Genomic DNA, 23,703 nt, shown 5'->3' with positions numbered 1-23,703 from the left:
TGCCGCGCGGCGGGTCGGTAGTCCTATGCGGGTGGGGCGGGCCGGGCACATCAGTGCCTTCCGTGCCGCGCCTTCTTTCACCCCCGACGTTCAGGGGAGGGGCTTCTGGTCGCCCCACAAGGCGAGCGCATCCATCGCCTCCGCCCCCTCGGGCGATACCGCGAGCGGATTGACCTCCAGCGCGACGAGATCCGGCCCCAGCGCCATCGCCGCCTTCGCAAACGCCACGATCGCTTCCGCGACCCGGTCCAGATCGATCGGCGTCCGCCCCCGCGCGCCGGCGAACAGCGGCGCCGCCTTGAGGCTGCGCAGCGCAGCGATGATGCGCGGGGCGTCGGCCGGCAGCGGCAGCAGCACGCTGTCGCCGAGCAGCTCGACCCAGAGGCCCCCGAGCCCCAGCGCCAGCATCGGTCCCCACACCGGATCGCGCGTTACCGACATGATGAGCTCGATCGAATGGCGCCGCATCGGCGCGACGACGACGCCGTCGATCCGCGCATCTGCCAGCGGGCCGGCCATGATCGCCGCGAAGGCCGCACGCACCGTCTCCGCATCGGCGAGATCGAGCCGTACGCCGCCCACCTCGCTCTTGTGCGCAATATCTGGCGAGGCGAGCTTGAGCGCGACCGGATAGCCGATCGTCTCGGCGGCCGCGACCGCTGCATCGGCATCTGCCGCCAGCCGGCGCGGCGTCACCGGCACGCCGCGCGCGGCCAGCCAGTCGAGCAGCGCGGCCTCACCGACGGGGCGCTCGCCGACCGGTAGCGCCGGGGCCGGCGTCCCGAACAGGCTCACTGGCCGGGGATCGAGCGCGCGCTTGCTCCAGCGCGCATGCTGCACCAATGCTGCAACCGCAGGCTTGAGGCCCGGGATCGCGCCGGGCAGTCCGGCCTCGGCCAGCGCCTTGCGGCCGAAGGGGGTCACCGGCTCGGTCACGGTCGCGATCAGCGGCGGTGCTGACGGATAAGCGGCATAGCCGCGCGAGATGGAGCGCAACGTCTCGCTCATCCACTCGGCCTCGCCGCCGACCGGCACGTCCCAGATGCACATCGGCAGGCCGATCGTCTCGTCCTTGGCGATCGTCTGGAGCAGCCGTTCCCACAGGCTGATGTCGCGCAGCGCCGCGCCGGTGAGGTCCAGCGGATTGTGCGTCTGGCCAAAGCCGCTGACGATCGCGTCCAGCTCGGGCCGGATCGTCTCGGAGAAGGCTGGGAAGTCGACGCCCGCCATCCCCGCGAGATCGGACAATATCTCGCCCGATCCGCCCGATATGGTCAGTGCGGCGACGCCGGTCTTGGCGACCGGGCCGGTATGCTGCAGCAATGTCGCGGTGGCGACGAGATCCTCATAGCTGTCGACGCGGCATATGCCGAGCTCGCGCGCCACGGCGTCGAACGCCTTGTCGTCGCCGACCAGCGCGCCGGTGTGCGCGGCGGCCAGGCGCGCGGTGTTCTCGGCCGCGCCGGCCTTCAGCATGACGATCGGCTTTTTCATGGCGAGCGCCCGCTCGGCGGCGCGCGCGAAGCGCTCGGGATCGTAGATCGCCTCCAGGAAGACCGCGATCGAGCGCGTCTCCGGATCGTCGACCAGGAAGTCGACCACGTCGGCGATCGTCGTCCCCGCCTCGTTGCCCGCCAGCACGACATGCGACAGGCCGACGCCCTGGAGATGCGCCACCTTGGCGAGATAGCCGCCGACCGATCCCGACACCGAGGCGATGCCGAAGCTGCCGCGGAAATTCTCGCGCTCGAGCGTGGAGAGCGCGACGCCGTCGACATAGTTGAGGAAGCCGAGCGCGTTGGGGCCGAGCAGCGAAAGCCCCCGCTCGCGCGCGATGCTGCGCAATATCTCCTGCTGGCGATGCCCCTCCGCGCCGGTCTCCGCAAAGCCCGAGGAGACGATGACGAAGCCGGTGACGCCCGCCTCGGCCGCCTCGGTGACGACGTCGATCACGTTCGCCGAGGGCACGCAGACGAAGGCCGCGTCGATCGGGCCATCCAGTTCGCGCGGGCTGCGCAGGGTCGGCCGGCCGTTGACCGGCTCGCCCTTCGGGTTGACCAGCAGCACGTCGCCCTTGAAGCCGAAATGATCGATGTTGCGGACCACCGGCGCGGAGAAGGGGTTGCGCTCGGACGCGCCGATCACGGCAATGCGTTTGGCGCGCAGCATGCGCGCAAGGTCGGGGCGGGGTGCTTCAGCGGCCACGATGGTCGCGCTCCGTGCCGGCGGTCTTGGGGTGGGCATAGGGATGCGCATCGTCCATCTTGGTCACTTCCACCCTGGCTGCCTGTGCCGCGAAATCGCGCGCCAGCGCGATCAGCCGGTCCTCGGCGGCATAGTCGAACACGTCGAGCATCCGCCGCTCGATCTCGCCGCCGCGTTCCAGCGGATGGTCGCGATACCAGCGCACCGTGCGCTGCACCGCCTCGATCGTCGGCACCACGTCGCGATAGCCGAGTTCGGCGCGGATGCGGTGGATGTCCATCAGCTTATGGTCGGTGAGCGGTGCCAGCGCGGCGCTGCGCGTGGCGGGCGTATCGGGTACCGAGGCGATCTCCAGCGTGACGCCCAGCGCGTCGCCTGCCAGCTCGACGAACTGGCGGAGATCGAGCTGCACCTCGTCGCCGAGATTATAGGCCTTGCCGCCCGCAATGGCGGGATTGTCGATCGCAAGCATCACCGCATGGGCGATGTTGGCCGCGTATCCATGGGTGAGCAGCCCCATGCCGCCGTTGATCAGCACGATGGCGCGCCGCCCGTCGAGCACGCGCCGCACCACCGACCATTCGCGCGGCACGAGCTGGCGCGGGCCGTAGACATAGGGATAGCGGAACAGCGTGGCGCCGGGATGGTGACGCAGCACCGCGGCCTCGGCGGCGGCGACCAGCGCGGCGAACTTGTGCTCGGCCGGATCGGAGACCAGCGGCCAATCCTCCGGTGTCGGGATCGGCAGGCCCGAGGGCCGGGTCGTTTCCGGCGCGTAGAAGCCGCGATAGCCGACGAAGCCGCCGACGCCGATGAACCGTTCGGTCCGCCCGGCAAAGGCCTCGGCGACGATGCCGAGCCGGCCATAGCTGGCGACCACGAGGTCGAAGCTGCGCGTGCCGATCGCCTCGCGCAGCGGCTCCAGGAAATGCGGATCGCCGACGATCCGCTCGACATCGTCGGGCAGCTCCACCGGATGCACGCCGCGGTTGAGCACCGCGACGCGATAGCCGCGCGCCCGCAGCCCCTCGACGATATGCGGCCCCGTCGGCCCGCCGCCGCCAATCACCAAGGCCGTTTTCATAGCGCCTCCGCCCAGCGCGCCACCCGATCGAAGAAGCGGGTGCGGCTCGGATAGATGAAATGGTTATGCTTGGTATCCGGCAGCACCAGCAAGGTGATGTCCGGGCTGCCGGCGTAGGCGGCCGGCGTGCGATGGGGCTCCCTGTGCAGGTCTCCGTCGCCGAGCGCGATCAGCACCGGCACGTCGATCGCCGCGGCATCCGCCGCGATCATGCCCGGCAGCATCGCCATATAGGAAGGTGTCAGATAGACGCGGTCGATCGCGACGGCGGCGGAGACCGGCCGGCTGCTCGGCGGCGGCTCCAGCGCGATGAAGGCATCGGGGAAGCGCTTGCGCGTCAACTCGACCAGCCGGGTGCGCGTATCGACCGGATCGAGCCCAAAATCCCCCTCGCTGAGCTGCGCCGGCAGGCCGCCGGTGTGGAAGCCGAACAGGGCAAGCGCATCATGCATCGGCTCGGCCGCCTGCTGCACGATGGTGAGCAGCGCCCCCATCGAATGGCCGACGCCGATCGACCGCAGCTCCGGCGCAGCTGGATATCCCTCGATCAGCGTGCCGGCACGGAGGCCGCCGAGAATCTGCCGGGTCGCCACCGCATGGCTCTCCGCCATCCGGTCCGGATGCAGCGCGAAGCCATCCTCCGGCACGCTGCTGCCGCCGACACCGAGCGGATCGATCATCGCCACGGCATGGCCCTCTGCCAGCATCGCCCGCGCGAAGCTCACCTCCGTCTCGCCGGGCGGTGTCGGCAGATCGAAGTAGCGGCTGTTCATACCGCCGCCGGGCACGCAGACGAACAAGAAGCGCGGAACTGCGTCGCCCGGCACGATCAGCTCGACCGCGATATGGGCAGCGCAGCCGAGCGCGGCCGCCTCCGTCACGTCGATGCGGAGTTGCTCTCGAAGGGCAGGCCGTACGGAATTCCGGCCGCTGTCTGGATAATCGTTATGCACCGCCCCTCGTCGCCGCTGCCTGCGGCGGAGTCAATGGCGCCAAGTTTTAAAAAGAGCCGCCCTGCGCACATAGCGCCATCTTCGCTATTCCCCTCCCTGCAAGGGAGAGGTCAGGGGTGGGTCAGTGGTCGGTGGGGGCTCGATGCCCCAAAGCCTTTGTCCGTCATCCTGACCCTTCGACTTCGCTCAGGATAAACTCGCCTGCGGCGAAGTCAGGATCCATTCGCCGCAGCGTCGCGTCTTATTGGCAACGCTGCGGCGAATGGATCCCGGATCAGCGAAGCGACCCGCTGAGCCGGGATGATGAAGAAGAAAAAGCCGCGCTGACCATCACCCCGCCGGCATCGCCTCCGCCGTCCGTGTCTCCGACGCATCCTGCCAGCCGCCGCCCAACGCCCGGAACAGATCCACCTGCGCGAAGCCGACATCGCGGCCGGCATCGGCGAGGTCCGCCTCGGCGCCCGCCAGCGTGCGCTGCGCGTCGAGCACGGTCAGGAAATCGATCTGTCCCTCCCGTTGCCGCGCCAGGCTGATCCGCGCGGCGCGCGCCGCCTCGTCACGGGCGGCGACCAGGGTCTGCTGGCGCTCCACCGCATGCTGATAGGCGGAGAGGGCGGTCTCGGTCTCTTCCAGCGCGCGCAGCACCGTGCCGTCGAAGCTGGCGAGCGACGCGGCCGTGTCCGCCTTGGCGCCGCCGATGCGGGCGCGGATCGCCTCCTGGTTGGGGAAGCTCCAGCTGATCAGCGATCCGAACAGCCAGCGGAACGGCCCGCCGCCGACCACGTCGCCGAGGCCGAGGCTGGTCGTGCCGACCGACCCGCCGAGCGAGATGCGCGGATAGAGATCGGCGGTGGCGACGCCGATGCGCGCCGTGTCCGCCGCCAGCCGCCTTTCGGCGGCGCGCACGTCGGGCCGGCGGGCGAGCAGCGCGCGGCCGTCGCCGACCGGGATCGGCTGGTCGAGCGTCGGCGTCGTCGTGCGGTCGCGCACCTCGGCGGGCAGCTCCTGCGGGGTGCGTCCGGTCAAGGTCGCGAGGCGGAACAGCGCCGCGTCGCGCTCGGCGACGATGCTCGGGATCAGCGCCTTCTGCTGGTCGCGCAGCGCCGTCACCCGGATCACGTCGAGCCGGTCGGACCGGCCGGCATCGAAGCGGGCGCTGGTGATGCGGATCGATCGGTCGAGCAGGTCCACAGTATGCTGCGCCACCGCGATCCGCGCGGCCGCCGACGTCGCGTCGACATAGGCGCGCACCGTGTCGCTGACCACGGCGACGCGCACCGCGTCGGCATCGCCCTGCGCTGCGCCAAGATCGCCGCGCGCGGCCTGGATGCTGCGCTTCACCCGGCCGAACAGGTCGATCTCGTAGTTGACGTTGAGGCCGCCGTCCGCGCTCCAATTCTGCCGGTCGGTGCCGGGCAGCACCTGCGACGCGGGTACGCGGCTGTCGGTCAGCGATCCCGCGATGTCGGTTTGCGGCAGCCGGTCCGACCGCGCGCCGCGCAATTGCGCGCGCGCCTTTTCGAGATGCGCGATGGCCACCCGGATGTCGGTGTTGGCGGCGAGCGCATCGGCGATCAGCCGGTCGAGCACGGGATCACGATAGAGCTGCCACCAGCGGTCGTCGGTCGCGGCGGTCGTCACCACCGGATTCGCCGTGCCGATGAACGGCGCGGCGGCGGTGGCGGAGGTTTCGGGCCGGTGATAGTCCGGCCCCACGGCGCAGGCGGTCAGCGAGGTCGCGCCGAGCAGCAATGCAAGCAGGCCTTTGGTCATGGCGATGGTCCTCATTCGGCCGGTTGCAGCGTCGGCGCGTTGCCGCGGCCGCGCAGGCGGGCGACGCGGTCGCCGAGCGCGCGGCAGACGACGTAGAAGGTGGGGGTGAAGATCAGGCCGAAGCCGGTGACGCCGACCATGCCGAAGAACACCGCGGTGCCCAGCGCCTGGCGCAGCTCGGCGCCGGCTCCGCTCGCGATCACCAGCGGCACGGCGCCGAGGATGAAGGCGAAGCTGGTCATCAGGATCGGGCGCAGCCGGGTGCGCGCGGCATGCACCGCCGCCTCGACGGGCGAGAGGCCCTGCTCCTCCTCGGCCTGCTTGGCGAACTCGACCACAAGGATGGCGTTCTTGGCGGCGAGCGCGATCAGCACGACGAGGCCGATCTGGGTCAGGATATTATTGTCCATGCCCCGGATGTTCACGCCGGTCATCGCGGCGAGCAGGCACATCGGCACGATCAGGATGATCGCCAGCGGCAGGGTCAGGCTCTCATATTGCGCCGCCAGCACCAGGAAGACGAACAGCACGGCCATGCCGAAGACGATGCCCGCCGTGTTGCCCGCGGTCTCCTGCTGATAGGCGATGCCCGTCCACTCGCTGGTGTAGCCGGCGGGCAGCGTATCGGCGAGCTTGTTCATGATGGAGAGCGACTGGCCGGAGGAGAAGCCCGGCGGCGTGTTGCCGTCCACCTCCACCGCCGGCATGAGGTTGTAGCGCACGACGCGATAGGGGCCGGTCTTGTCGCGGAAGGTGGAGACCGATCCGATCGGCACCATCGCCCCCGAGTCCGACCGCGCCTTGAGATTGGCGATGTCGGCGACCGAGCCGCGATAGGGCGCGTCGGCCTGCGCGGTCACGCGATAGGTGCGGCCGAGCAGGTTGAAGTCGTTGACGAAGGTGGAGCCGAGATAGACCTGCATCGCCTCGAACACCCGCTCCGGCGGAACGCCGAGCAGATCGGCCTTGCGGCGGTCGACATCGGCGAAGATGCGCGGCGTGCCCATGTCGAACAGCGTGTAGACCTGGGTGAGGCCGGCGGTCTGGTTGGCCTTGGCGATCATGTCGCCCGCCGCCTTGGCGAGCCCGGCATAGCCGCGCCCCTCCTTGTCCTCCACCATGATGCGATAGCCGCCGGCGGGCACGATGCCCTGGATGGTCGGCGGCGGCAGCAGCAGGATTTTGGCCTTGTCATAGCCTTCGATCGCCTTGGCGGCCTGGTCCATGATGCCCTTGTAGGTCACGCCTTCCTTGCTGCGCTCGGCGAAGCTCTTGAACGGGAAGTAGATCGCGGCCGAGTTGGGCGCCGCGGTCTGCGAGGGCCCGTGGAAGCCGGCGAACATAACCGCGCCGCGCAGCCCCTTGATCGGCAGGATACGGGCGGCGACCTCGCGGGTCACTTCGTCGGTCCGCTGCAGCGAGGCGCCGGAGGGCAGGAAGACGACGGCGGCGAAATAGCCCTGGTCCTGCTGCGGCACGAAGCCGCCCGGCGTCGCCCAGAACAGGGCGACCGTCGCCGCGATCAGGCCGCCATAGACGGTCAGCATCTTCTTCGGCCGCAGCACCAGGAAGCGGGTCAGGCGGGCATACCCATTGCCCAGCCGGTCGAAGCCGCGGTTGAACCCATCCGCCGCGCCGCGCGCGAGCCGCTGCCAGCGATTGCCTGCCGGCGGCGCCTCTCCGCCATGCCGGGCGCGCAGCAGCAGCGCCGCCAGCGCCGGCGACAGGGTGAGCGAGAGCAGCAGCGAGATGATCGTCGCGGTCGAGATGGTCACCGCGAACTGCTTGTAGAAGGCGCCGCTGAGGCCGGTCAGGAACAGGGTCGGCACGAACACTGCGCACAGCACGAGCACGATCGCCACCAGCGCCGCCGACACCTCGTCCATCGAGACGCGGGCAGCCTCGAGGGGCTTCATCCCCTCCTCGATGTTGCGTTCGACATTCTCGACCACGACGATCGCGTCGTCGACGACGATGCCGATGGCGAGCACCAGGCCGAACAAGGACAGGGTGTTGAGCGAATAGCCGAGCGCGGCGAGCACCGCGAAGGTGCCGACCAGCGAGACCGGGATGGCCACGATCGGGATCACCGCGGCGCGCCAGTTCTGCAGGAAGATCAGGATGACGAGCACGACCAGGATCATCGCCTCGCCGAGCGTGTGGTAGACCGCGTCGATCGACTGGCTGATGAACTCGGTCGGGTTGTAGATGACGCTATATTCGAGGCCCTTGGGGAAGCCCTTGGACAGCGCGTCCATCTCCGCCTGAACGGCCTGCGCGGCGGCGAGCGCGTTGGATCCGGGCCGCTGCATCACCGCGATCACCACGGTGGGCTTGCCGCTCAGATAGGTGTTGATGCCATAATCCTGCGCGCCGAGCTCGACCCGGGCGACGTCGGACACGCGCACCTGGTGGCCGTCGGGATCGGTGCGCACGACGATGTCGGCGAACTGCTTGGGATCGGTGAGCCGGCCCTGCATCTCGACGCCGACCTGGAAGGCCTGGCCGGTGCTGTAGGGCGGCTGGCCGATCTCGCCCGAGGCGACCTGCACGTTCTGCGCGCGCAGCGCGGCGACGATCTCGCCGGCGGTTAGGTTCAGCGCGGCGGCGCGGCCCGGATCGATCCAGATGCGCATGCCATAGTCGCGCGCGCCGAACAGCTGCACGTCGCCGACGCCGTCGATGCGGGCCAGCCGGTCGCGCACCTTGGTGAGCGCATAGTTGGAGAGATAGTTGCGGTCGAACGTGTTGTCCGGGGACTGCAGGTTCACGACCATCAGGAAGTCGGGCGAGGTCTTGCGCGTGACGACGCCGAGGCGCTGCACCTCCTCGGGCAGGCGCGGCGTCGCCACCGCGACCCGGTTCTGCACCAGCACCTGCGCGGCATCGAGGTTGGTGCCGATCTTGAAGGTGACGGTGATGGTGAGCTTGCCGTCGCCGGTCGATTGCGAGCTCATGTAGAGCATGTTGTCGACGCCGTTGATCTCCTGCTCGATCGGCGCGGCGATGGTCTCGGCCACGGTCTCGGCGGAGGCGCCGGGATAGGTGGCGGAGACCGTCACCGTCGGCGGGACGACGTCGGGATATTGCGAGACGGGCAGCCCGGCGAAGGCGAGCGCGCCGACCACGGTGATGATCACCGCGATGACGGCCGCGAAGATCGGGCGGTCGATGAAGAAACGCGACAGACGCATCGTCTTGGTCCTCGAACGGACGCACCGGGCCGGCGGGCAGCCGATGGCGCCCGGGGAATGCGTCGCGGGGGTGTTTTCGTCCCGGCAGGGATAGGCCTTGCCGGGCTCATTTTTCTTTTCTCGTCATCCCAGCGAAAGCTGGGATCGCTCTCTAAGCGGGAGCGGCTTGAGGTTGGGAGCGATCCCAGCTTTCGCTGGGATGACGCCCATTCCGAACTTCCCCCGCTACGATGCGAACGTCGCCTGCGCCGCGACCGGCGCCGTAGCATCCGGCGTATCCGGTGCGCCCGCGTCGGGCTTGATCCGCTCGAGATGCGTCGTCACCTTGGCGCCGGCCGTCGCCGACTGCATGTTGGAGACGATCACCCGGTCGCTTGCGGCAAGGCCGGAGCGGATGATGCGCAGGCTATCGACCACCGGACCGAGCTCGACCGGCTTGGCCGAGACCGTGCCGTCCTTGCCGACCACCAGCACCGTCTTGCGCGCCTGGTCGGACTGGATCGACGCATCCGGCACCAGCAGCGCATGCGTCGTGCCGCCATTGGCCAGCCGCATATTGCCGAACATGCCGGGCGTCAGGAACAGATTGGCGTTGGCGAAGGTGGCGCGGCCGCGGATCGTGCCGGACTTGGGATCGAGCCCGTTGTCGGTGAAATCGAGCGTGCCCCGCCAGCGATAGTCCGCCTCGTCCTGCAGCCGCACCTCGACGTCGCTCGCCGCCTTGCCCGCCTCGCGGTCGCGCTGCGCCTTGAGGTAGAGCGCCTCGGACGCATCGAAGGTGAAGTAGATCGGATCGAGCGCGTTGATCGTGGTGAGCAGGGTCGCCGAGCTGCCTTCGCCGCCCGAGACGAGATTGCCGATGTCGATCCGCCGGTCGGAGATGCGGCCGGCGATCGGCGCGCGAACCTGGGTGAATTCGAAATCCAACGCCCGCGCCCGCGCCCGTGCTTCCGCCGCCGCCAGTGCAGCCTGGGCGGCCTGCAGCTTGGCGCGCAGCGAATCGACTTCGCTGGCGGATACGGCCTCGTCGCCGGTCAGCCGCTGGACGCGGGCATAATCGGATCGCGCGAGCGCCAGCGCGCTGCGCGCGCTGGCGACGCCCGCCTGCGCCTCGGCCAGCGCGGCCTGGAAGGGCCGCTGGTCGATGGTGAAGAGCAGCTGACCGCGCCGCACGATGTCGCCGTCCTTGAAGTGGATCGCGGTGACGGCGCCGGAGACGCGCGGGCGCACCTCCACCGTCTGGCTCGGCGCGAAGCGGCCGACATAATCGTCCCACTCGGTCACGGTGCGCACCAGCGGGGCGGCGATGCCGACGCTGGGCGGCTGCGCTGCGGCGGCGGCCGGCTGGGGATGATCCAGTACCCGCCAGCCGATCGCGCCGACCAGGACGAGCGGCGCGAGGATCAGTGCCGCTCGTCGTCGCGAGGGAAAGCGGGCGGACACGGGCGTGGCGCTGGCGCCCTGCTCGCCCACGGCTTCGACACGGGTGAGCATGTTCATGCGGCGGCCCTCCGGCCGCGCGCATCCCGCGTGGCGCCGATGCTCGCCATCAGCAGCTCGAGCTGTGCGATGCTGAACCCTTCCGCGCGGAAGGCCTTGATCGCCGAGACGGGCACCGCATAGCCGCGATGCCAGGCTTCGACGGCGAGCTGGCGCAGCGCCTCCAGCCGGCTGTCGGCCAGCCGCGGATTCTGCTTTCTGCCGAACAGCAGGCCTGACAGGCGGTCGAGGCGGCCCGGCTCGCGCAGTGAGCGCAGGCTGTCATTCTGCGCGAAGCGGATGATCCGCCATTCGCGTGCGTCGAAACCGATCGCATCCTCGCCTTCGGCGCGGGCGGCCGCGATCGTGGTGGGCGCTCCCGCCAGCGGCTGAGAGAAATCCAGAAATGCCATGGCTCTAACCCCTTTCCATGCGGGACGCGTCAGCCCGCGCGGCGAACGGCGCATGCGGTGCGCCGGCCGTGATTCTGATGAGCCGGCGCATGGGATCGTCACTGCATATGCGCAGGACGCCCCGGCCGGACGGAATGGCTCATGATGAACGGTGCCCGCATGAAGGGCGCCGCGGATCGTCAGATGGTGAGTCGGGACCCACCCTTACATCGAAGCATGATCACCTCCCTGGGCGGTTGAGCCCGGCGGTTTCATTCCATACCAAGAGGTATATAATGCGCCGCAGCATCGCGTCAACCGGATTTTTGTACCGCTAGGTATTTATTCGTCGATGCGGAGGCGAAAAGGCGCAGAAAAGCGCCCATGAGCGTAGATGGGGATGGCCGGTCGTTCCGGCAACCCAAGGATGGACATTTATCGTCCGGGCCAGCAGGCCAGGGTCGTATCGACCAGTCGCTCCAGCGTTTCGCGCGATGCGCCGGCACCGGCCTGGACCGCCATGCCCTGAATCACGGTGGAGAGATAGCAGGCCAGCGCCTGCGGCTCGATCGTATCGGGCAGGTCGCCTTCGTCTCGCGCGCGCTCCAGCCGGCGGACGAGCGCCGCATCGGAGGAGGCGCGGCGGGCGATCACCTCGCCGCGAATCGATTCCGCCTCGGCACCACAGGTCACGCTGCTGATTACGCCCAGGCAGCCTTTCGGCTCGCTGGCGCTGGTCTGGATGTCGAGCGCACCGCGCAGCAGCCGCTCGGCGACGCCGCGGGCCGTCTCGGCTTCCAGCGCCGAACCCATGTAGCACATCTTCTCGCGCTCGTAGAGATCGAGCGCCTTGCGGAAGAGTGCCTCCTTATTGCCGAAACAGGCATACATGCTGGGCCGGGTGATCCCCATCGCCTCGGTCAGCTCGGTGATCGAGGCGCCCTCATAGCCACGCCGCCAGAATATCTTGAGCGCGGCCGAAAGCGCCTCGTCAGGATCGAATTCACGGGGCCGTCCGCGGACGGCCGTCAAGGCGGCGCTGCTTTTCATACCGATCGTTATATAGGTGAGCCGAAAGCGAACGTCCACTGGTGGCTTGGGCTTGCCAGTACGCCACGTCGTCGGCCTGCCCGAAGCGTTGCGGCGGCCATCTAGCATCTCGCGCAGATCGATCGCCTCAAGAAAGGATCATCCCGGAATTGAAGGCAGGGCTGGCAACATCGGTCTTCATCGCGGACCATTGCTGGAATAGAACAAGGTGGGCGGCTCTGCTGCGAAACCGGATCCTTTTTCCCGGCCTACGCGCTTGCTTCCGCCGAAGATTTCGGGAATGTGTCTACACCTATCGAACGGGGGTTCAGGTGAGAAAAATGATCTGGGCTGCAGCTACCTCTGCAGCTCTTGTGATGTGTCCGCAGCCTATCTGCGCTATGGAAGTGCCAAGCGCAAGTGTGCCTCCCGAAGTTGATGATCCGGCCAAATTCTTCTTGTTTCACTTGGACGGTATTTCGCCCGACGTGGCTCGCGCTGACTTGGTCTATTGTATCAATCAAGCCAAGGGCATTTTGTCATTACGAGATCGAACCGGTAACAGCGGGGGTCTCCTAGGGGCGCTGATCAATGCGAGAGCTGCCGAGATCGATCGGTTCCGCATGCGGAATGCCGTCATGCGCAAATGCATGGGGCTCTACGGTTATGCGCGATACAAGGTACCACAGGCTGAATGGAAGCTGCTGGTAAAGGAAGGCGATATCGTCCTCGACAACAAGGGTGCTCCCGATCCTGAAGTGATCGATCGTATGGCGATATTTGCATCGGGGCCGACGCCCGCCGGGGAAAGGCTGGACCCATGATCCGCCACGGTATCTGTAAGCGCCTGTTGTTGGTTCTGGCTGCGCTCGGATCAATGAGCGCAGTCACGGAAATGGCTTACGCGCACAAGCCGTTGAAGTCGAAGGAACTCGTCTTCGATAAGGCAAAGGGCTATATTCTGGTTCGGCTGGGTCCCGCAGTGGGCTCCACCGGATCTGCGGCGGTAGTCGGCTTCACTAGGCTCGATCCCTATACCGGCAAGATCATGGGTGACGGCGTTCTGAACGGACTGAGTAGCAAGGAGTATAATGCCGCAGCCGCTGGCGGAGGTAATTTGCTGTCGACCGATGGCAAGACGAGCCTGTATCTGATTCCAGTGAATCCAGGACGGTGGATCATTACCGGAACCGGTGTGACTGTTTACTCGCTCGGCACCTATGGATTCGATGTAAAGGCTGGCGAGACGGTTGACATCGGCACGATTCTGACAGGACGGGAGGACGGGAAATCGGCAATCCCGGAGATTGCTGCAGCCAAGCTTTCCGAAGATCTGGTGCATTTCGGCACGTTAATGAATATCGTCATGACGGACGCCTTGCTGCTCCGGCCACCCGGTGACGCAGACCCGATACCTGCGGAATTGGCGGCCTTCAATGTACGCAAGGCGGAGCTGATTCCCGATATACGGTTCGACAACGTCTATCATAGTCTCGTGGGGCGAGTGCTGGGTCTGCCGCCGATGCAGCATAATCCACCACTTGCCGCAGCCACGTTTCCCAGTGAGTCTAAATAGATATGGACGTGCAGGGCCGCCGCGATGCAGGACAGGGTGGCGGTTCACGATATACGCGCTCTATCGTGACAGAGCGTCGCTGCGCGATGAGGTTGGGATTGTGCGGCGGGCCATGATCGGCTGTTCGATCGTCGCCCGCCCGCTATCGTCGATATGGATGCGCTGGTCGCACCGCGCCGCGGTATCGGGCCGGTGGGTGACGACCAGCATGGTGAGCCCCGGGCGGGCCGCCTCCAGCGCCGCGAACAGCCGGCTTTCGGAATCCATGTCGATCTGCGCGGTGCCTTCGTCGAGGATCAGGATCGCCGGATCTCCGATCAGCGCGCGCGCGATGCACAGCCGTTGTCGTTGCCCGCCCGAAAAGCGCATGCCGCGCTCGCCCATGCGCGTGTCGAGCCCATGCGGCGTGGATCGGACCAGATCGGCGAGGCCGACGATTTCGAGCAGCTGCCAGAGCGCGTCGTCGCCGGGCCAGGGCGTGCCGAACAGCATATTCTCGCGCAATGTCTCGTTCGCGATCAGCGGATCCTGCGGCACATAGCCGACCAGCCGGCCCCAGCAGGAAGGGCCGCCCTCGGCGAGCGGCAGGATCCGCCCGTCGACCGCCACCGTGCCGCCGAGCGGCGGCAGGAGGCCGAGCAGCGTGTCGAGAAAGGTCGTCTTGCCCGCGCCCGAACGGCCGGTGATCGCGATCCGGCTGCCGGCGCGGACGGTGCATCGCACGTCCTGCACCACCGGTACGCCGTCGCCATAGCCGCAGGCGAGCCCTTCGATGCGGATCGTGTCGGAAAAGCCGGTCATGCCGGCGAAGTGGCGTCCTGGCCCCGGATCGGCGGCATCGATCGCGGTCAGCGCCGCAAAGGCGCCGTCCGCATTCTCGCGTACCTCCGCGGCGGCGCGCGTGATCCGGTTGAACACCGGCAGCAGCCGCCAGCCGCCGGAGCCGAACAGCGCGAAGGTAGGGAGCAGCCCGGCGCCGGCATGGCCCATATGCACGGTGAACAGCATCGCGGCGAACAGGGCGAGGAACAGCGCCGCCTCGTTGCCCGAGCGCGAGAGCATGCCGCGCATCCCCTCATGTCCGATCGCCCGGCCATAGCGGATGGCGACGCCGCGCATCTTCGCGCGAAAGCCCGGCACGCGGCCCATCACCCGCACCTCCTTCAGCGAGGAGAGGGCGAGCGCGGTGAGCGACAATATCTCGGGCATCACGTCGCGCCCGGCGCCGGCACGCATCGCGGCGGCCATGATCCGCTTCTCCAGCCACGCCATCGCCCGGCTGCTGCCGAGGAAGGTCGCGCCGAGGCCGATGGCGAGCAGCGGATCATAAGCGAGCAATCCGCCGATGATGAACAGCGCCACCGCCGCATCGGTCGCGATCTCGAGCGAGGGTGCGAGCACGTGGCGGAAGGTGGCGCGCAGATCGTCGGTCATCAGCGTCGCCGATCGCGCGACGTCGCGCGCACCGGCGCTGGTCCACGGCATGTCGAGCTGGAGCGAGAAGAGGCGCCGCAGCAGCGCGGTGGCCCAGAGCGACATCAGCGCGTTGCGCGATACGATCAGCCGATATTGGAGCAGCGCGCGGACCAGGCTGATGCCGAGCAGTCCCGCGGCAGCGAGCGGCAGCGCGGACTCGTCGAGCCGGAGACCGATCAGCGGAAGCATGCCGCCGGGATGGATGAGGATGCGGATAAACCCGAAGATGCCGGCCAGCAGCGCCAGCTCGAGCAGGGCGACGAGCACCGAAAGCGCGATCAGCCCGATCAGCGCGCGGCGGCTGTCCGGATCGGCGATGCGCCAGAACAGCGCGGCGAGGCTGGTCAGTCCCGTGCCTCTCGCCGTCACGCGGCGGCCCCGCTATCGGATGGTCTCGTCCCCGCGGCTAAGGTGTCGGGCGCCGCGCCGTGCATGGTTTCTCCATTGCGGACGGGAATAATGCGGCGGATGCGCATGATGATGGCATGTTCCCCTTTTCAGGCTGCGCAATCGTTCATAGCATTTGGGGCAGGATGCGTACCGGATTTTCGTGCCGAAGGCGAGGCTGTTCGCTTGGTGGTCGGCAGATCAATCCGGCTTCGGGGGGCACTATTGGGAACGGGGTCATGATGGTTCGTTTCGCGACGTCGCTCGCGGCTTGAGGACGCGTCGCGCCATGGCCTCCTATCGCGACCTTGCCTCGCTCGGCCTGCCGCAGCCGGATCTCGCCACCCGCGATCTGCTGCGTGCTGTGCTGGAGATCGCGCCGCCGAGCGAGGCGGCGCTCGCGCTCGCCGGCCGCGCCCTCGCCGGACAGGCCAATCGGGGGATAGAGCGGCTGCTGCCGTTTGCCGCCCGCTCGGCTTGGCTGGCCGCCGCGGACCCTCCGGGAAGCCGGCGCATCGCCGCCGTGCGCCGGCGCGCCGCGATGGACATGCTGGCCTATCAGCATTTCGTACAGCGCGTGATTGGGCAAATCTCCGCGCGCGGCATCGCCCCGCTGGTCACCAAGGGTTATGCGCTTGCCCGGCTCTATTATGACGATCCGGCGCATCGTCCGGCCGGCGATCTCGACATAGCGATCCGGCCGGGCGATTGGTCGGCGGTGCTGGCGCTGCTGGAGGCTGAAGGGTTCCGCGCCATCCAGCCGCAGATTGCGAGCGCCCATTCCCCGGCCTTTCACGCCCACGGCATGAGCCGCGACAGCGATCCCTATGAGATCGACCTGCATCGCTCGATCGTCGCGGCGACGCCATGGCCCGGTGCCGACGACGGCTTCTGGGCGCGCGCGCGGCCATTCGCCGTGGGCAAGGCGAGCGCCCTGACCCTGAGCGATGCCGATCATCTGCTCCACGCCTGCCTTCACGGCTGCATGCCCAATGACGTGCTACCCATCCGCTGGATCGTCGATGCCGGCCGCATCGTCGCGCATGGCACGCCCGATTGGACGGTGTTGATCGGCGAGGCGCGGCGGCGGCGGGCGGCTTGGCCGGTGGCTGCCTGCCTCGGCTATCTGCGCGACGAGATCGGCATCGCCGTGCCCGAGGACGCGATCCGGCAACTGGCCGACGAACCGATGGAAGCGGCCGACGAGGCATATTTCCGGATTCGCGCGACGGGGCTGACGTCCACCGCGCTGCGCGATCGACTGCGTTTCCTCTGGCTGCTCTACCGGCGTAGCGTGACCGGACGGCATGGCGCGGTCGGCTTCCTGCGCTGGCTGCGCACCCGCTGGGGTATCGCGGGCGATCGCTCGATGATCGCCGAAGCCGTGCGCCGTCTTCCGCGGGCTCATTGGCGGCGTTGAACCCGGGTCGGGCCTGCCTGAGGGAAGCGTGATAGGGGCCGTTGAAACGCGCCGCCCTTGCCGCAACGCACCAATAAGGCTATGCGCGCGGCCAAATCCCTCATCCTGACAGGACCCGTTTCGAATGAGCCTCCGCAACGTGGCCATCATCGCGCATGTCGATCATGGCAAAACCACGCTGGTCGACCAGCTTTTCCGCCAGTCGGGTACGTTCCGCGACAATCAGCGCATCGAAGAGCGCGCGATGGATTCGAACGACCTCGAGAAGGAGCGGGGCATCACCATCCTCGCGAAATGCACCTCGATCGAGTGGGAAGGCACACGGATCAACATCGTCGACACCCCCGGCCACGCCGATTTCGGCGGCGAGGTGGAGCGTATCCTCTCGATGGTCGATGGCGTGATCCTGCTGGTGGATTCGTCCGAAGGCGCGATGCCGCAGACCAAGTTCGTCACCGGCAAGGCGCTGGCGCTCGGCCTCAGGCCGATCGTCGTGGTCAACAAGATCGACCGCTCCGATGCGCGCGCGCAGGAGGTGCTGGACGAGGTGTTCGACCTGTTCGTGAGCCTCGATGCCAATGACGAGCAGCTCGATTTCCCGGTGCTCTTCGCCTCGGGCCGCAACGGCTATGCGAGCGACGATCCCGAAGCACGCGAGGGCACGCTGCACCCGCTGTTCCAGAAGATCGTCGATCATGTGCCGCCGCCGGCGCTGGACCAGGATGGTCCGTTCAAATTTCTCGTCACGCTGCTCGATCGCGACAATTTCCTCGGCCGCATCCTTACCGGCCGGGTCGCCTCCGGTGTCGTGAAGGTCAATCAGCAGATCCACGCGCTCGACGGTTCGGGTGCGGTGGTGGAGAGCGGCCGCGCCTCGAAGATCTTCGCGTTCCGCGGGCTGGAGCGCGTGCCGGTCGACGAAGCCAAGGCCGGCGACATCATCTCGATCGCGGGCCTGACGGTCGCGACCGTCGCTAACACCATCGCCGATCCGAGCGTCAGCGATCCGCTGCACGCGCAGCCGATCGACCCGCCGACGCTGTCGATGCGCTTCGCGGTCAATGATTCGCCGATGGCGGGACGCGAGGGCACGAAGGTAACGAGCCGCATGATCCGCGACCGGCTGCTGCGCGAGGCGGAAAGCAATGTCGCGATCAAGGTGACCGAAGCGGCCGACCGCGACAGCTTCGAAGTCGCGGGTCGCGGCGAGCTCCAGCTCGGCGTGCTGATCGAGACGATGCGCCGCGAGGGCTTCGAGCTCGGCATCAGCCGCCCGCGCGTGCTGTTCGGCGAGGACGAGAATGGCGGCCGGACCGAGCCCTATGAGACGGTGGTGATCGACGTCGACGACGAATATTCGGGCACGGTCGTCGAGAAGATGTCGATCCGCAAGGCCGAGCTCACCGACATGCGGCCCTCGGGCGGCGGCAAGACCCGCATCACCTTCTCCGCGCCGTCGCGCGGGCTGATCGGCTATCATGGCGAGTTCCTGTCGGACACGCGCGGCACCGGCATCATGAACCGGCTGTTCGAGAAATATGGCCCCCACAAGGGCAATATCGAAGGCCGCAAGAATGGCGTGCTGATCTCCAACGGTGCGGGCGAGGCAAATGCCTATGCGCTCGGTCCGCTCGAGGAGCGCGGCGTGCTGATGGTCGAGCCGGGCGAGCCGCTCTATGAAGGCATGATCATCGGCGAGAACGCCAAGACGGACGACCTCGAGGTCAATCCGATGAAGGCGAAGCAGCTCACCAACTTCCGCGCCTCGGGCGGCAAGGATGACGCGATCCGCCTCACCCCGCCGCGCCGTCTGACGCTCGAGCAGGCGATCGCCTATATCGACGATGACGAGCTGGTGGAGGTGACGCCGAAGTCGATCCGCCTGCGCAAGCGCCACCTCGATCCGCACGAGCGCAAGCGCGCCAGCCGCGCCAAGGCGGCCTGAGCGGATTGGACATGCGCTCCGGAAAGTGGAGCGCTGTCCGGGAGCGTCGGTGCGGCGCCGTTGCCATCATGCCATCAGGCGCCTATCTTGCCTGCATGACAGCGCCGCAGCTTTCCGTTCGATCGGCCCGCGCGAGGGACTTGGCTCATCGTCTCTCCCGACTGGAGAGACGGCCGATCCATGCGATCGTCGAAGATGCGCTTACTGAATATGCAAAGCGCCATCCCGAACCGAGCGCTTCGGCCTTTCTTAAGCGTCTCAGGGTGTTGGCGGTGGAAGATGTCGATCTTGAAGCGCTGATCGAGGATAATCGCACGTCTCACGACGGTGTCGCGCTCTGATTCTACTCGATACCAATGTGATGTCGGAATTGATGAAGCCGACGCCGGACGCCGTGGTCGAGCATTGGTTTCTCCGCCATGAGGAGGAATGCGTCCTAGCTTCGATCGCGATCGGCGAGCTGGCCTATGGTGTTGCCAAGCTGGAGGCCGGCGCACGTAAGCAGCGGCTCGGCGAGCAGATCGCCGAATGGCGGCTGCATTTCGCTGGGCGCACCCATGCGTTCACGGCAGCAACGGCCATGCTATATGGAGAGATACTGGGCAAAGCGCGTCGCGCCGGAAGGCCCATGTCGGTGCCGGATGCGCAAATCGCGGCGATTGCTCAGCAACATGATTGCACCCTCGCAACGCGCAACGTGCCGGATTTTCAAACCACCGGACTGGCATTGATCAATCCTTGGGAATGACCGGCGCCGGACGCGCCGATCTTCGTTTGATACCGCGTACGAAATCGCGCCATAAAAGGCGCGACAGCCTGTCAACGGCGGTTTCGCCGGGCTGGTGCCGATGGTAGACGTCGCCTCCGATCCAAGGAGAGGACGTCCCCATGAATCCCGCCGATTTCGCTTCGTTGCTCGCGCTTCGCCATCCCGACAAGCTGTTCATCGGCGGCCAGTGGGTCGCGCCGGCGAAGGGCGGCGCGTTCGACATGGTCTCGCCGATGACGGAGGAGGCCTATCTCAGGATCGCCGAGGCGACCGAGCCGGACATGGACCGTGCCGCCGACGCGGCGCGCGAGGCGTTCGACAACGGCCCCTGGCCGAAGCTCAGCCATGCCGAGCGCGCCGACTATCTGCGCCGCATCGCCGCCGGGCTGGCGGCGCGTGCCGAGGCGCTCGGCCATGCCTGGACGCAGCAGGTGGGCATCCTCCACGCCATGGGCCAGTTCAGCGCACATGGCGCGGCCGGGATCTTCAACCAATATGCCGACATTGCCGGCACCTTCGCATTCGAGGAGCAGCATACGCCCGGCTATGGCGGCGGCACCGCGCTGATCGTGCGCGAGCCGGTCGGCGTCGTTGCGGCGATCGTGCCGTGGAACGGGCCGCTGAGTCTGGCCAGCCTCAAGGTCGCGCCGGCATTGCTCGCCGGCTGCACCGTAGTGCTCAAGGCCTCGCCCGAGGCGCCGCTCGACGCCTATGTGATTGCCGAGATCGCCGAGGAGATCGGCCTGCCGGCGGGCGTGCTCAATCTCGTCACCGCGGATCGCCCCGCGTCCGAGCATCTCGTCCGCAATCCGACGATCGACAAGGTGAGCTTCACCGGATCGTCCGTTGCGGGACGCAAGATCGCCTCGATCTGCGGCGAGCGCATGGCACGCTTCACCATGGAGCTGGGCGGCAAGTCGGCGGCGATCGTGCTCGACGACATGCCCGTCGAGGAGGCGGTGCAGGGCCTGACCGGCAGCATCTGCCTGATGAGCGGCCAGGTCTGCGCCGCGCTGACCCGCGTCGTCGTGCCGCGCCGCCGGCATGACGAGTTCGCCGATGGCTTCGCGGCTGCCATGTCCGCGCTGAAGGCCGGCAATCCTTATGATCCGGCTTCCAATCTCGGCCCGCTGGCGATGGGGCGGCAGCTCGATCGGGTGCTGGGCTATATCGAGAAGGGCAAGGCGGAAGGCGCACGGCTCGCCGCCGGTGGCGGCCGCCCGGCCGGGCTCAATCGCGGTTTCTATGTCGAGCCGACGCTGTTCGTCGGCGTCGACAACGCTATGACGATCGCGCAGGAGGAGATCTTCGGCCCGGTGATCAGCCTCATTCCGGTGGAGGACGAGGAGGATGCGGTGCGTATTGCCAACGAGTCGATCTACGGGCTCAACGGCGCCGTGCTGACTCACGACCGGGATCGTGCCTATGCCTTTGCGCGGCGCATGCGCACCGGCAATGTTTCGCAGAACCAGTTCCGCGTCGATACGAGCGTGACTTTCGGCGGTTACAAACAATCGGGCGTGGGCCGCGAAGGCGGGGTCGAGGGGCTGCTTCCCTATCTCGAGGCGAAGACCGTCTTCCTCGACGATGCGGCGTGAGCCGGGCCTGACGACCAGGGAACGGGCCGCCGCCCTTATCCGTTGAACGCCCTATGAATATATCGTTCCCACAGGATTAAGGGTGGGAACGCTAGTGTCCCGACTCAAGCATGGGATGCCATGCGAACGAGGGGCCGAAGGAGCGAGCAATGAATAGGTTCATGAAGACGACCGTGGCCGCGCTCGTAGCCGGCGCGACCATCGCTACTGCGGCAGCGCCGGCTTCCGCACGCGGCTGGCACGGCGGCGGCGGTTGGCACGGTGGCGGAGGCTGGCATGGCGGCGGCGGTTGGCATGGCGGCTGGGGTGGCTACCGTGGCGGCTGGGGCGGTTATCGCGGCGGCTATTATCGCGATCATACCGGCGCCATCCTCGGTGCCGGCGTTGCGGGTCTTGCGCTCGGCGCGGTGATCGCGTCGAACAACCGGCCTTATTATGGCGGCTATTATCGCGACGGCTATTATGACGGCTATGGCTACGCCGACGACTGTTACTCCCGTCGCGTCTGGGATCCGTATATCGGACGTTATGTCTGGAGCCGCGAGTGCTACTGATCGCTGCTCGACGTTCCCACTGTCTTGAATGAGCGAAGCCGGCTCGCCCTCCCTCGGGCGGGTCGGCTTCTCATTTGGCCATGGCGAGAATGGCCGCCCATTCCGCGTCGCTGACCGGCGAGACGGAAAGCCGCGACTGGCGGATCATCTTCATCTCGGCGAGCGCGCTATTCGCCTTCATGGCCCTGAGCGTGACAGGTTTCGCCAGCGGCTCGACCGGCTTCACCGCCACGGACGACCATTTGCCGTCTGGGCCGTCCGGCTTTGCGGTGCGGCCGATTTCCATGATCCCCACCGCCGCCTTCTCGTCGCCACTGTGGTAGAAGAAGGCGCGATCGCCGACCGCCATGGCGCGCAGGTTGATCGCCGCTTGCGGATTGCGCACGCCATCCCACTCCGTCGCCTTGTCGCGCACCAGATCATCCCACGAATAGGAATCCGGTTCGGATTTCATCAGCCAATAGGCCATGCATCGCCCTCCCGTCGCAGGCCGCAATCCTGCCCGGCAGCTAGACGCTTGTGAAGCGCTTTGCGCTTTCGCTGGAAAAGTCGCGCCAGTTGGGGCAGGGCGCGCGCATGACCGACACTACCGAAGAGAGCGGCGCCCCTGCCGCGGACACGCCGCCCGATCGGCTCTCGATGAACCCGAAGAGCCCCTTCTACGATCCGCAGATCCTCTCGCGCGGCATCGGCATCCGCTTCAAGGGGTCCGAGAAGACCAATGTCGAGGAATATTGCATCTCGGAAGGCTGGATCCGCGTGATGGTCGGCAAGACCGTCGATCGGAAAGGCAACCCGCTCTGCATCAAGCTCAGTGGCCCGGTCGAACCCTATTTCGAAGACATCGCTTCGAAGGAATAGGTGGGCCTTTTGGCCTTCTCCCGCTCGCGGAAGAAGGTCTGGGTGAGGGCTTCTCCCTTCCTGGCGCTGCACCGCTGATCGACTCAGCCGCGGTCCAGCATCAGGTTGAGCTTGGCGGTGGCGATCAGCTTGCCGCGATCCTCTTGCCAGGCCTCCGCTTCGACATTGGCAACGCGCCGGCCGAGCCGGGTCACCCGCGCCGCAGCGCGCGTCTCGATCAGCCGCCCGCCCCGCATATAATCGACGGTGACATTGATCGGCTTGATGCGCGGACCGTCCGATCCGCCGAGCGCGTGGCGGATGGCGGCGAAACCGGCGAGTTCCAGCAGGCCTGCAATGGCTCCGCCGTGCATGAAGCCGGGACGGCCGATCAGATGGCTGGCATGCGGCAGGACGAGCAGTGGCTGGCCATGCTCATGGTCCAGCCGGACGCCGAGCAGCTTCGCATAGGGAGGGAGCTCGGCCATGATCAGTCCACGTCGGTATACATGAAGGTGCCGGCGATGTGCGCTACCGGATCGTCGGGATCGCCGTCATGCGCGGTACCGCGGACGAAGGCTATGCGGCGGGTGACCCGATAGCATTCGGCGCGGCCGATCACCTCCTGTCCGATCTTCGACGGGCGAAGATAGTCGACCCGCAGGTCGAGCGTCGCATGCGGCTTCTTCGGGCCGGAGCGGATGAAAACCGCACAGCCGGCCGCCATGTCCATCAGGCTGATGATCGGGCCCGATGAAAGCACGCCGGATTCGGCGTCTGCCGCAAGATCGGGATCATAAGGCAGCGAAAGCTCGCACCAATCCCGACCGTGCGCGCGATAGCCGATGCCGAGCCGCGTGCTGTGGTGCGATTCGGGAGCCCGCGTGAGAAAGGTCTTGGGATCGAAATCGTCGGACATGGGCTGCGCATAAGCTGCAACGCGGGGCACGGCAACCATGGGCGGAAGCGCGCGGCTTGCGGGCTCGGCACGGAGGCTTACCTTGCGTGCGATGATCGGCGGAGACTTTC

General features: G+C 67.3%; 21 protein-coding genes. 9 read left to right on the top strand and 12 right to left on the bottom strand.

The genetic code is table 11. The features are described from left to right. Window positions 1-90 precede the first annotated feature (90 nt). The 8 genes from GQY20_RS09355 to GQY20_RS09320 all read right to left on the bottom strand — a co-directional run bounded on the left by GQY20_RS09355 (window position 91) and on the right by GQY20_RS09320 (window position 12,130). Window positions 91-2,205, bottom strand: coding sequence for an acetate--CoA ligase family protein (locus tag GQY20_RS09355; RefSeq protein WP_198350886.1), 2,115 nt, complete (start codon window positions 2,203-2,205; stop codon window positions 91-93). Next, window positions 2,195-3,289: a Rossmann-fold NAD(P)-binding domain-containing protein gene (locus GQY20_RS09350; RefSeq protein ID WP_157216768.1), complete on the bottom strand. Its 1,095-nt coding sequence runs from the start codon at window positions 3,287-3,289 to the stop codon at window positions 2,195-2,197. Before GQY20_RS09350 ends, GQY20_RS09355 begins: the two co-directional genes overlap by 11 nt. Then, window positions 3,286-4,242 carry an alpha/beta hydrolase gene (locus GQY20_RS09345; protein ID WP_157216767.1) on the bottom strand — a complete coding sequence of 319 codons (957 nt, stop codon included), beginning with the start codon at window positions 4,240-4,242 and terminating at the stop codon, window positions 3,286-3,288. The genes GQY20_RS09350 and GQY20_RS09345 overlap by 4 nt, the downstream gene beginning before the upstream one ends. Window positions 4,243-4,572: 330 nt before the next feature. Further along, window positions 4,573-6,015, bottom strand: coding sequence for an efflux transporter outer membrane subunit (locus GQY20_RS09340; protein WP_157216766.1), 1,443 nt, complete (start codon window positions 6,013-6,015; stop codon window positions 4,573-4,575). 11 nt (window positions 6,016-6,026) lie between these two features. Then, window positions 6,027-9,209 carry an efflux RND transporter permease subunit gene (locus GQY20_RS09335; protein ID WP_157216765.1) on the bottom strand — a complete coding sequence of 1,061 codons (3,183 nt, stop codon included), beginning with the start codon at window positions 9,207-9,209 and terminating at the stop codon, window positions 6,027-6,029. 225 nt (window positions 9,210-9,434) lie between these two features. After that, window positions 9,435-10,709 (bottom strand): efflux RND transporter periplasmic adaptor subunit, encoded by a 1,275-nt coding sequence (locus GQY20_RS09330; protein ID WP_157216764.1) that lies wholly within the window; start codon window positions 10,707-10,709, stop codon window positions 9,435-9,437. Continuing rightward, window positions 10,706-11,101: a hypothetical protein gene (locus GQY20_RS09325; protein WP_157216763.1), complete on the bottom strand. Its 396-nt coding sequence runs from the start codon at window positions 11,099-11,101 to the stop codon at window positions 10,706-10,708. Before GQY20_RS09325 ends, GQY20_RS09330 begins: the two co-directional genes overlap by 4 nt. Before the next feature lie 414 nt (window positions 11,102-11,515). After that, window positions 11,516-12,130: a TetR/AcrR family transcriptional regulator gene (locus tag GQY20_RS09320; protein ID WP_157216762.1), complete on the bottom strand. Its 615-nt coding sequence runs from the start codon at window positions 12,128-12,130 to the stop codon at window positions 11,516-11,518. Window positions 12,131-12,450: 320 nt separating this feature from the next. On the opposite strand from GQY20_RS09320, the gene GQY20_RS09315 reads away from it, so the two are divergent. Together GQY20_RS09315 and GQY20_RS09310 are read left to right on the top strand one after the other, a co-directional pair. Further along, a complete protein-coding gene (locus GQY20_RS09315; RefSeq protein WP_157216761.1) occupies window positions 12,451-12,933 on the top strand; it encodes a hypothetical protein in 483 nt (160 codons plus the stop codon). Continuing rightward, window positions 12,930-13,685, top strand: a complete 756-nt coding sequence (locus GQY20_RS09310; RefSeq protein ID WP_157216760.1) for a hypothetical protein — start codon at window positions 12,930-12,932, stop codon at window positions 13,683-13,685. Before GQY20_RS09315 ends, GQY20_RS09310 begins: the two co-directional genes overlap by 4 nt. 60 nt (window positions 13,686-13,745) lie before the next feature. Here GQY20_RS09310 and GQY20_RS09305 read toward each other — a convergent pair whose 3' ends face one another. Continuing rightward, window positions 13,746-15,530: an ATP-binding cassette domain-containing protein gene (locus GQY20_RS09305; RefSeq protein ID WP_157216759.1), complete on the bottom strand. Its 1,785-nt coding sequence runs from the start codon at window positions 15,528-15,530 to the stop codon at window positions 13,746-13,748. Between the two features lie 307 nt (window positions 15,531-15,837). On the opposite strand from GQY20_RS09305, the gene GQY20_RS09300 reads away from it, so the two are divergent. The 6 genes from GQY20_RS09300 to GQY20_RS09275 all read left to right on the top strand — a co-directional run bounded on the left by GQY20_RS09300 (window position 15,838) and on the right by GQY20_RS09275 (window position 21,834). Continuing rightward, the gene (locus tag GQY20_RS09300; RefSeq protein WP_157216758.1) at window positions 15,838-16,968 is read left to right on the top strand and encodes a nucleotidyltransferase family protein; all 1,131 of its coding nucleotides are present in this window, start codon (window positions 15,838-15,840) and stop codon (window positions 16,966-16,968) included. A 124-nt stretch (window positions 16,969-17,092) separates the two neighbouring features. Next, the gene (gene typA, locus GQY20_RS09295) at window positions 17,093-18,913 is read left to right on the top strand and encodes a translational GTPase TypA (protein ID WP_157216757.1); all 1,821 of its coding nucleotides are present in this window, start codon (window positions 17,093-17,095) and stop codon (window positions 18,911-18,913) included. A gap of 11 nt (window positions 18,914-18,924) precedes the next feature. Continuing rightward, window positions 18,925-19,254 carry a hypothetical protein gene (locus GQY20_RS09290; RefSeq protein WP_198350885.1) on the top strand — a complete coding sequence of 110 codons (330 nt, stop codon included), beginning with the start codon at window positions 18,925-18,927 and terminating at the stop codon, window positions 19,252-19,254. Further along, complete coding sequence (locus GQY20_RS09285; protein WP_332836085.1) at window positions 19,251-19,661, top strand: type II toxin-antitoxin system VapC family toxin; 411 nt, start codon at window positions 19,251-19,253, stop codon at window positions 19,659-19,661. The genes GQY20_RS09290 and GQY20_RS09285 overlap by 4 nt, the downstream gene beginning before the upstream one ends. A 140-nt stretch (window positions 19,662-19,801) precedes the next feature. Continuing rightward, a complete protein-coding gene (locus tag GQY20_RS09280) occupies window positions 19,802-21,280 on the top strand; it encodes an aldehyde dehydrogenase (protein WP_157216755.1) in 1,479 nt (492 codons plus the stop codon). A 149-nt stretch (window positions 21,281-21,429) separates the two neighbouring features. Further along, window positions 21,430-21,834: a hypothetical protein gene (locus GQY20_RS09275; protein WP_157216754.1), complete on the top strand. Its 405-nt coding sequence runs from the start codon at window positions 21,430-21,432 to the stop codon at window positions 21,832-21,834. A gap of 70 nt (window positions 21,835-21,904) precedes the next feature. On the opposite strand, the gene GQY20_RS09270 is transcribed toward GQY20_RS09275, so the two are convergent. Further along, window positions 21,905-22,303, bottom strand: a complete 399-nt coding sequence (locus GQY20_RS09270; RefSeq protein WP_157216753.1) for an EVE domain-containing protein — start codon at window positions 22,301-22,303, stop codon at window positions 21,905-21,907. Between the two features lie 107 nt (window positions 22,304-22,410). Between GQY20_RS09270 and GQY20_RS09265 the strand changes: the two genes are divergently transcribed. After that, window positions 22,411-22,695, top strand: a complete 285-nt coding sequence (locus tag GQY20_RS09265) for a DUF3297 family protein (RefSeq protein ID WP_157216752.1) — start codon at window positions 22,411-22,413, stop codon at window positions 22,693-22,695. A gap of 83 nt (window positions 22,696-22,778) precedes the next feature. On the opposite strand, the gene GQY20_RS09260 is transcribed toward GQY20_RS09265, so the two are convergent. Further along, window positions 22,779-23,162 (bottom strand): PaaI family thioesterase, encoded by a 384-nt coding sequence (locus GQY20_RS09260; protein WP_157216751.1) that lies wholly within the window; start codon window positions 23,160-23,162, stop codon window positions 22,779-22,781. Window positions 23,163-23,164: 2 nt separating this feature from the next. Next, window positions 23,165-23,593 carry a PaaI family thioesterase gene (locus tag GQY20_RS09255; RefSeq protein WP_157216750.1) on the bottom strand — a complete coding sequence of 143 codons (429 nt, stop codon included), beginning with the start codon at window positions 23,591-23,593 and terminating at the stop codon, window positions 23,165-23,167. Window positions 23,594-23,703: the final 110 nt, after the last annotated feature.

Source organism: Flavisphingomonas formosensis (genome assembly GCF_009755815.1).
Lineage (GTDB): Bacteria > Pseudomonadota > Alphaproteobacteria > Sphingomonadales > Sphingomonadaceae > Flavisphingomonas > Flavisphingomonas formosensis.
This window is presented reverse-complemented; position numbering and strand designations above follow the sequence as displayed.

Coding starts and splice junctions, on each gene's coding strand:
- GQY20_RS09275 (WP_157216754.1), top strand. CDS start 21,430: ATGAATAGGTTCATGAAGACGACCGTGGCCGCGCTCGTAGCCGGCGCG.
- GQY20_RS09310 (WP_157216760.1), top strand. CDS start 12,930: ATGATCCGCCACGGTATCTGTAAGCGCCTGTTGTTGGTTCTGGCTGCG.
- GQY20_RS09340 (WP_157216766.1), bottom strand. CDS start 6,015: ATGACCAAAGGCCTGCTTGCATTGCTGCTCGGCGCGACCTCGCTGACC.
- GQY20_RS09320 (WP_157216762.1), bottom strand. CDS start 12,130: ATGAAAAGCAGCGCCGCCTTGACGGCCGTCCGCGGACGGCCCCGTGAA.
- GQY20_RS09300 (WP_157216758.1), top strand. CDS start 15,838: ATGGCCTCCTATCGCGACCTTGCCTCGCTCGGCCTGCCGCAGCCGGAT.
- GQY20_RS09255 (WP_157216750.1), bottom strand. CDS start 23,593: ATGTCCGACGATTTCGATCCCAAGACCTTTCTCACGCGGGCTCCCGAA.
- GQY20_RS09290 (WP_198350885.1), top strand. CDS start 18,925: ATGCGCTCCGGAAAGTGGAGCGCTGTCCGGGAGCGTCGGTGCGGCGCC.
- GQY20_RS09325 (WP_157216763.1), bottom strand. CDS start 11,101: ATGGCATTTCTGGATTTCTCTCAGCCGCTGGCGGGAGCGCCCACCACG.
- GQY20_RS09350 (WP_157216768.1), bottom strand. CDS start 3,289: ATGAAAACGGCCTTGGTGATTGGCGGCGGCGGGCCGACGGGGCCGCAT.
- GQY20_RS09265 (WP_157216752.1), top strand. CDS start 22,411: ATGACCGACACTACCGAAGAGAGCGGCGCCCCTGCCGCGGACACGCCG.
- GQY20_RS09335 (WP_157216765.1), bottom strand. CDS start 9,209: ATGCGTCTGTCGCGTTTCTTCATCGACCGCCCGATCTTCGCGGCCGTC.
- typA (WP_157216757.1), top strand. CDS start 17,093: ATGAGCCTCCGCAACGTGGCCATCATCGCGCATGTCGATCATGGCAAA.
- GQY20_RS09260 (WP_157216751.1), bottom strand. CDS start 23,162: ATGGCCGAGCTCCCTCCCTATGCGAAGCTGCTCGGCGTCCGGCTGGAC.
- GQY20_RS09270 (WP_157216753.1), bottom strand. CDS start 22,303: ATGGCCTATTGGCTGATGAAATCCGAACCGGATTCCTATTCGTGGGAT.
- GQY20_RS09315 (WP_157216761.1), top strand. CDS start 12,451: ATGATCTGGGCTGCAGCTACCTCTGCAGCTCTTGTGATGTGTCCGCAG.
- GQY20_RS09280 (WP_157216755.1), top strand. CDS start 19,802: ATGAATCCCGCCGATTTCGCTTCGTTGCTCGCGCTTCGCCATCCCGAC.
- GQY20_RS09330 (WP_157216764.1), bottom strand. CDS start 10,709: ATGAACATGCTCACCCGTGTCGAAGCCGTGGGCGAGCAGGGCGCCAGC.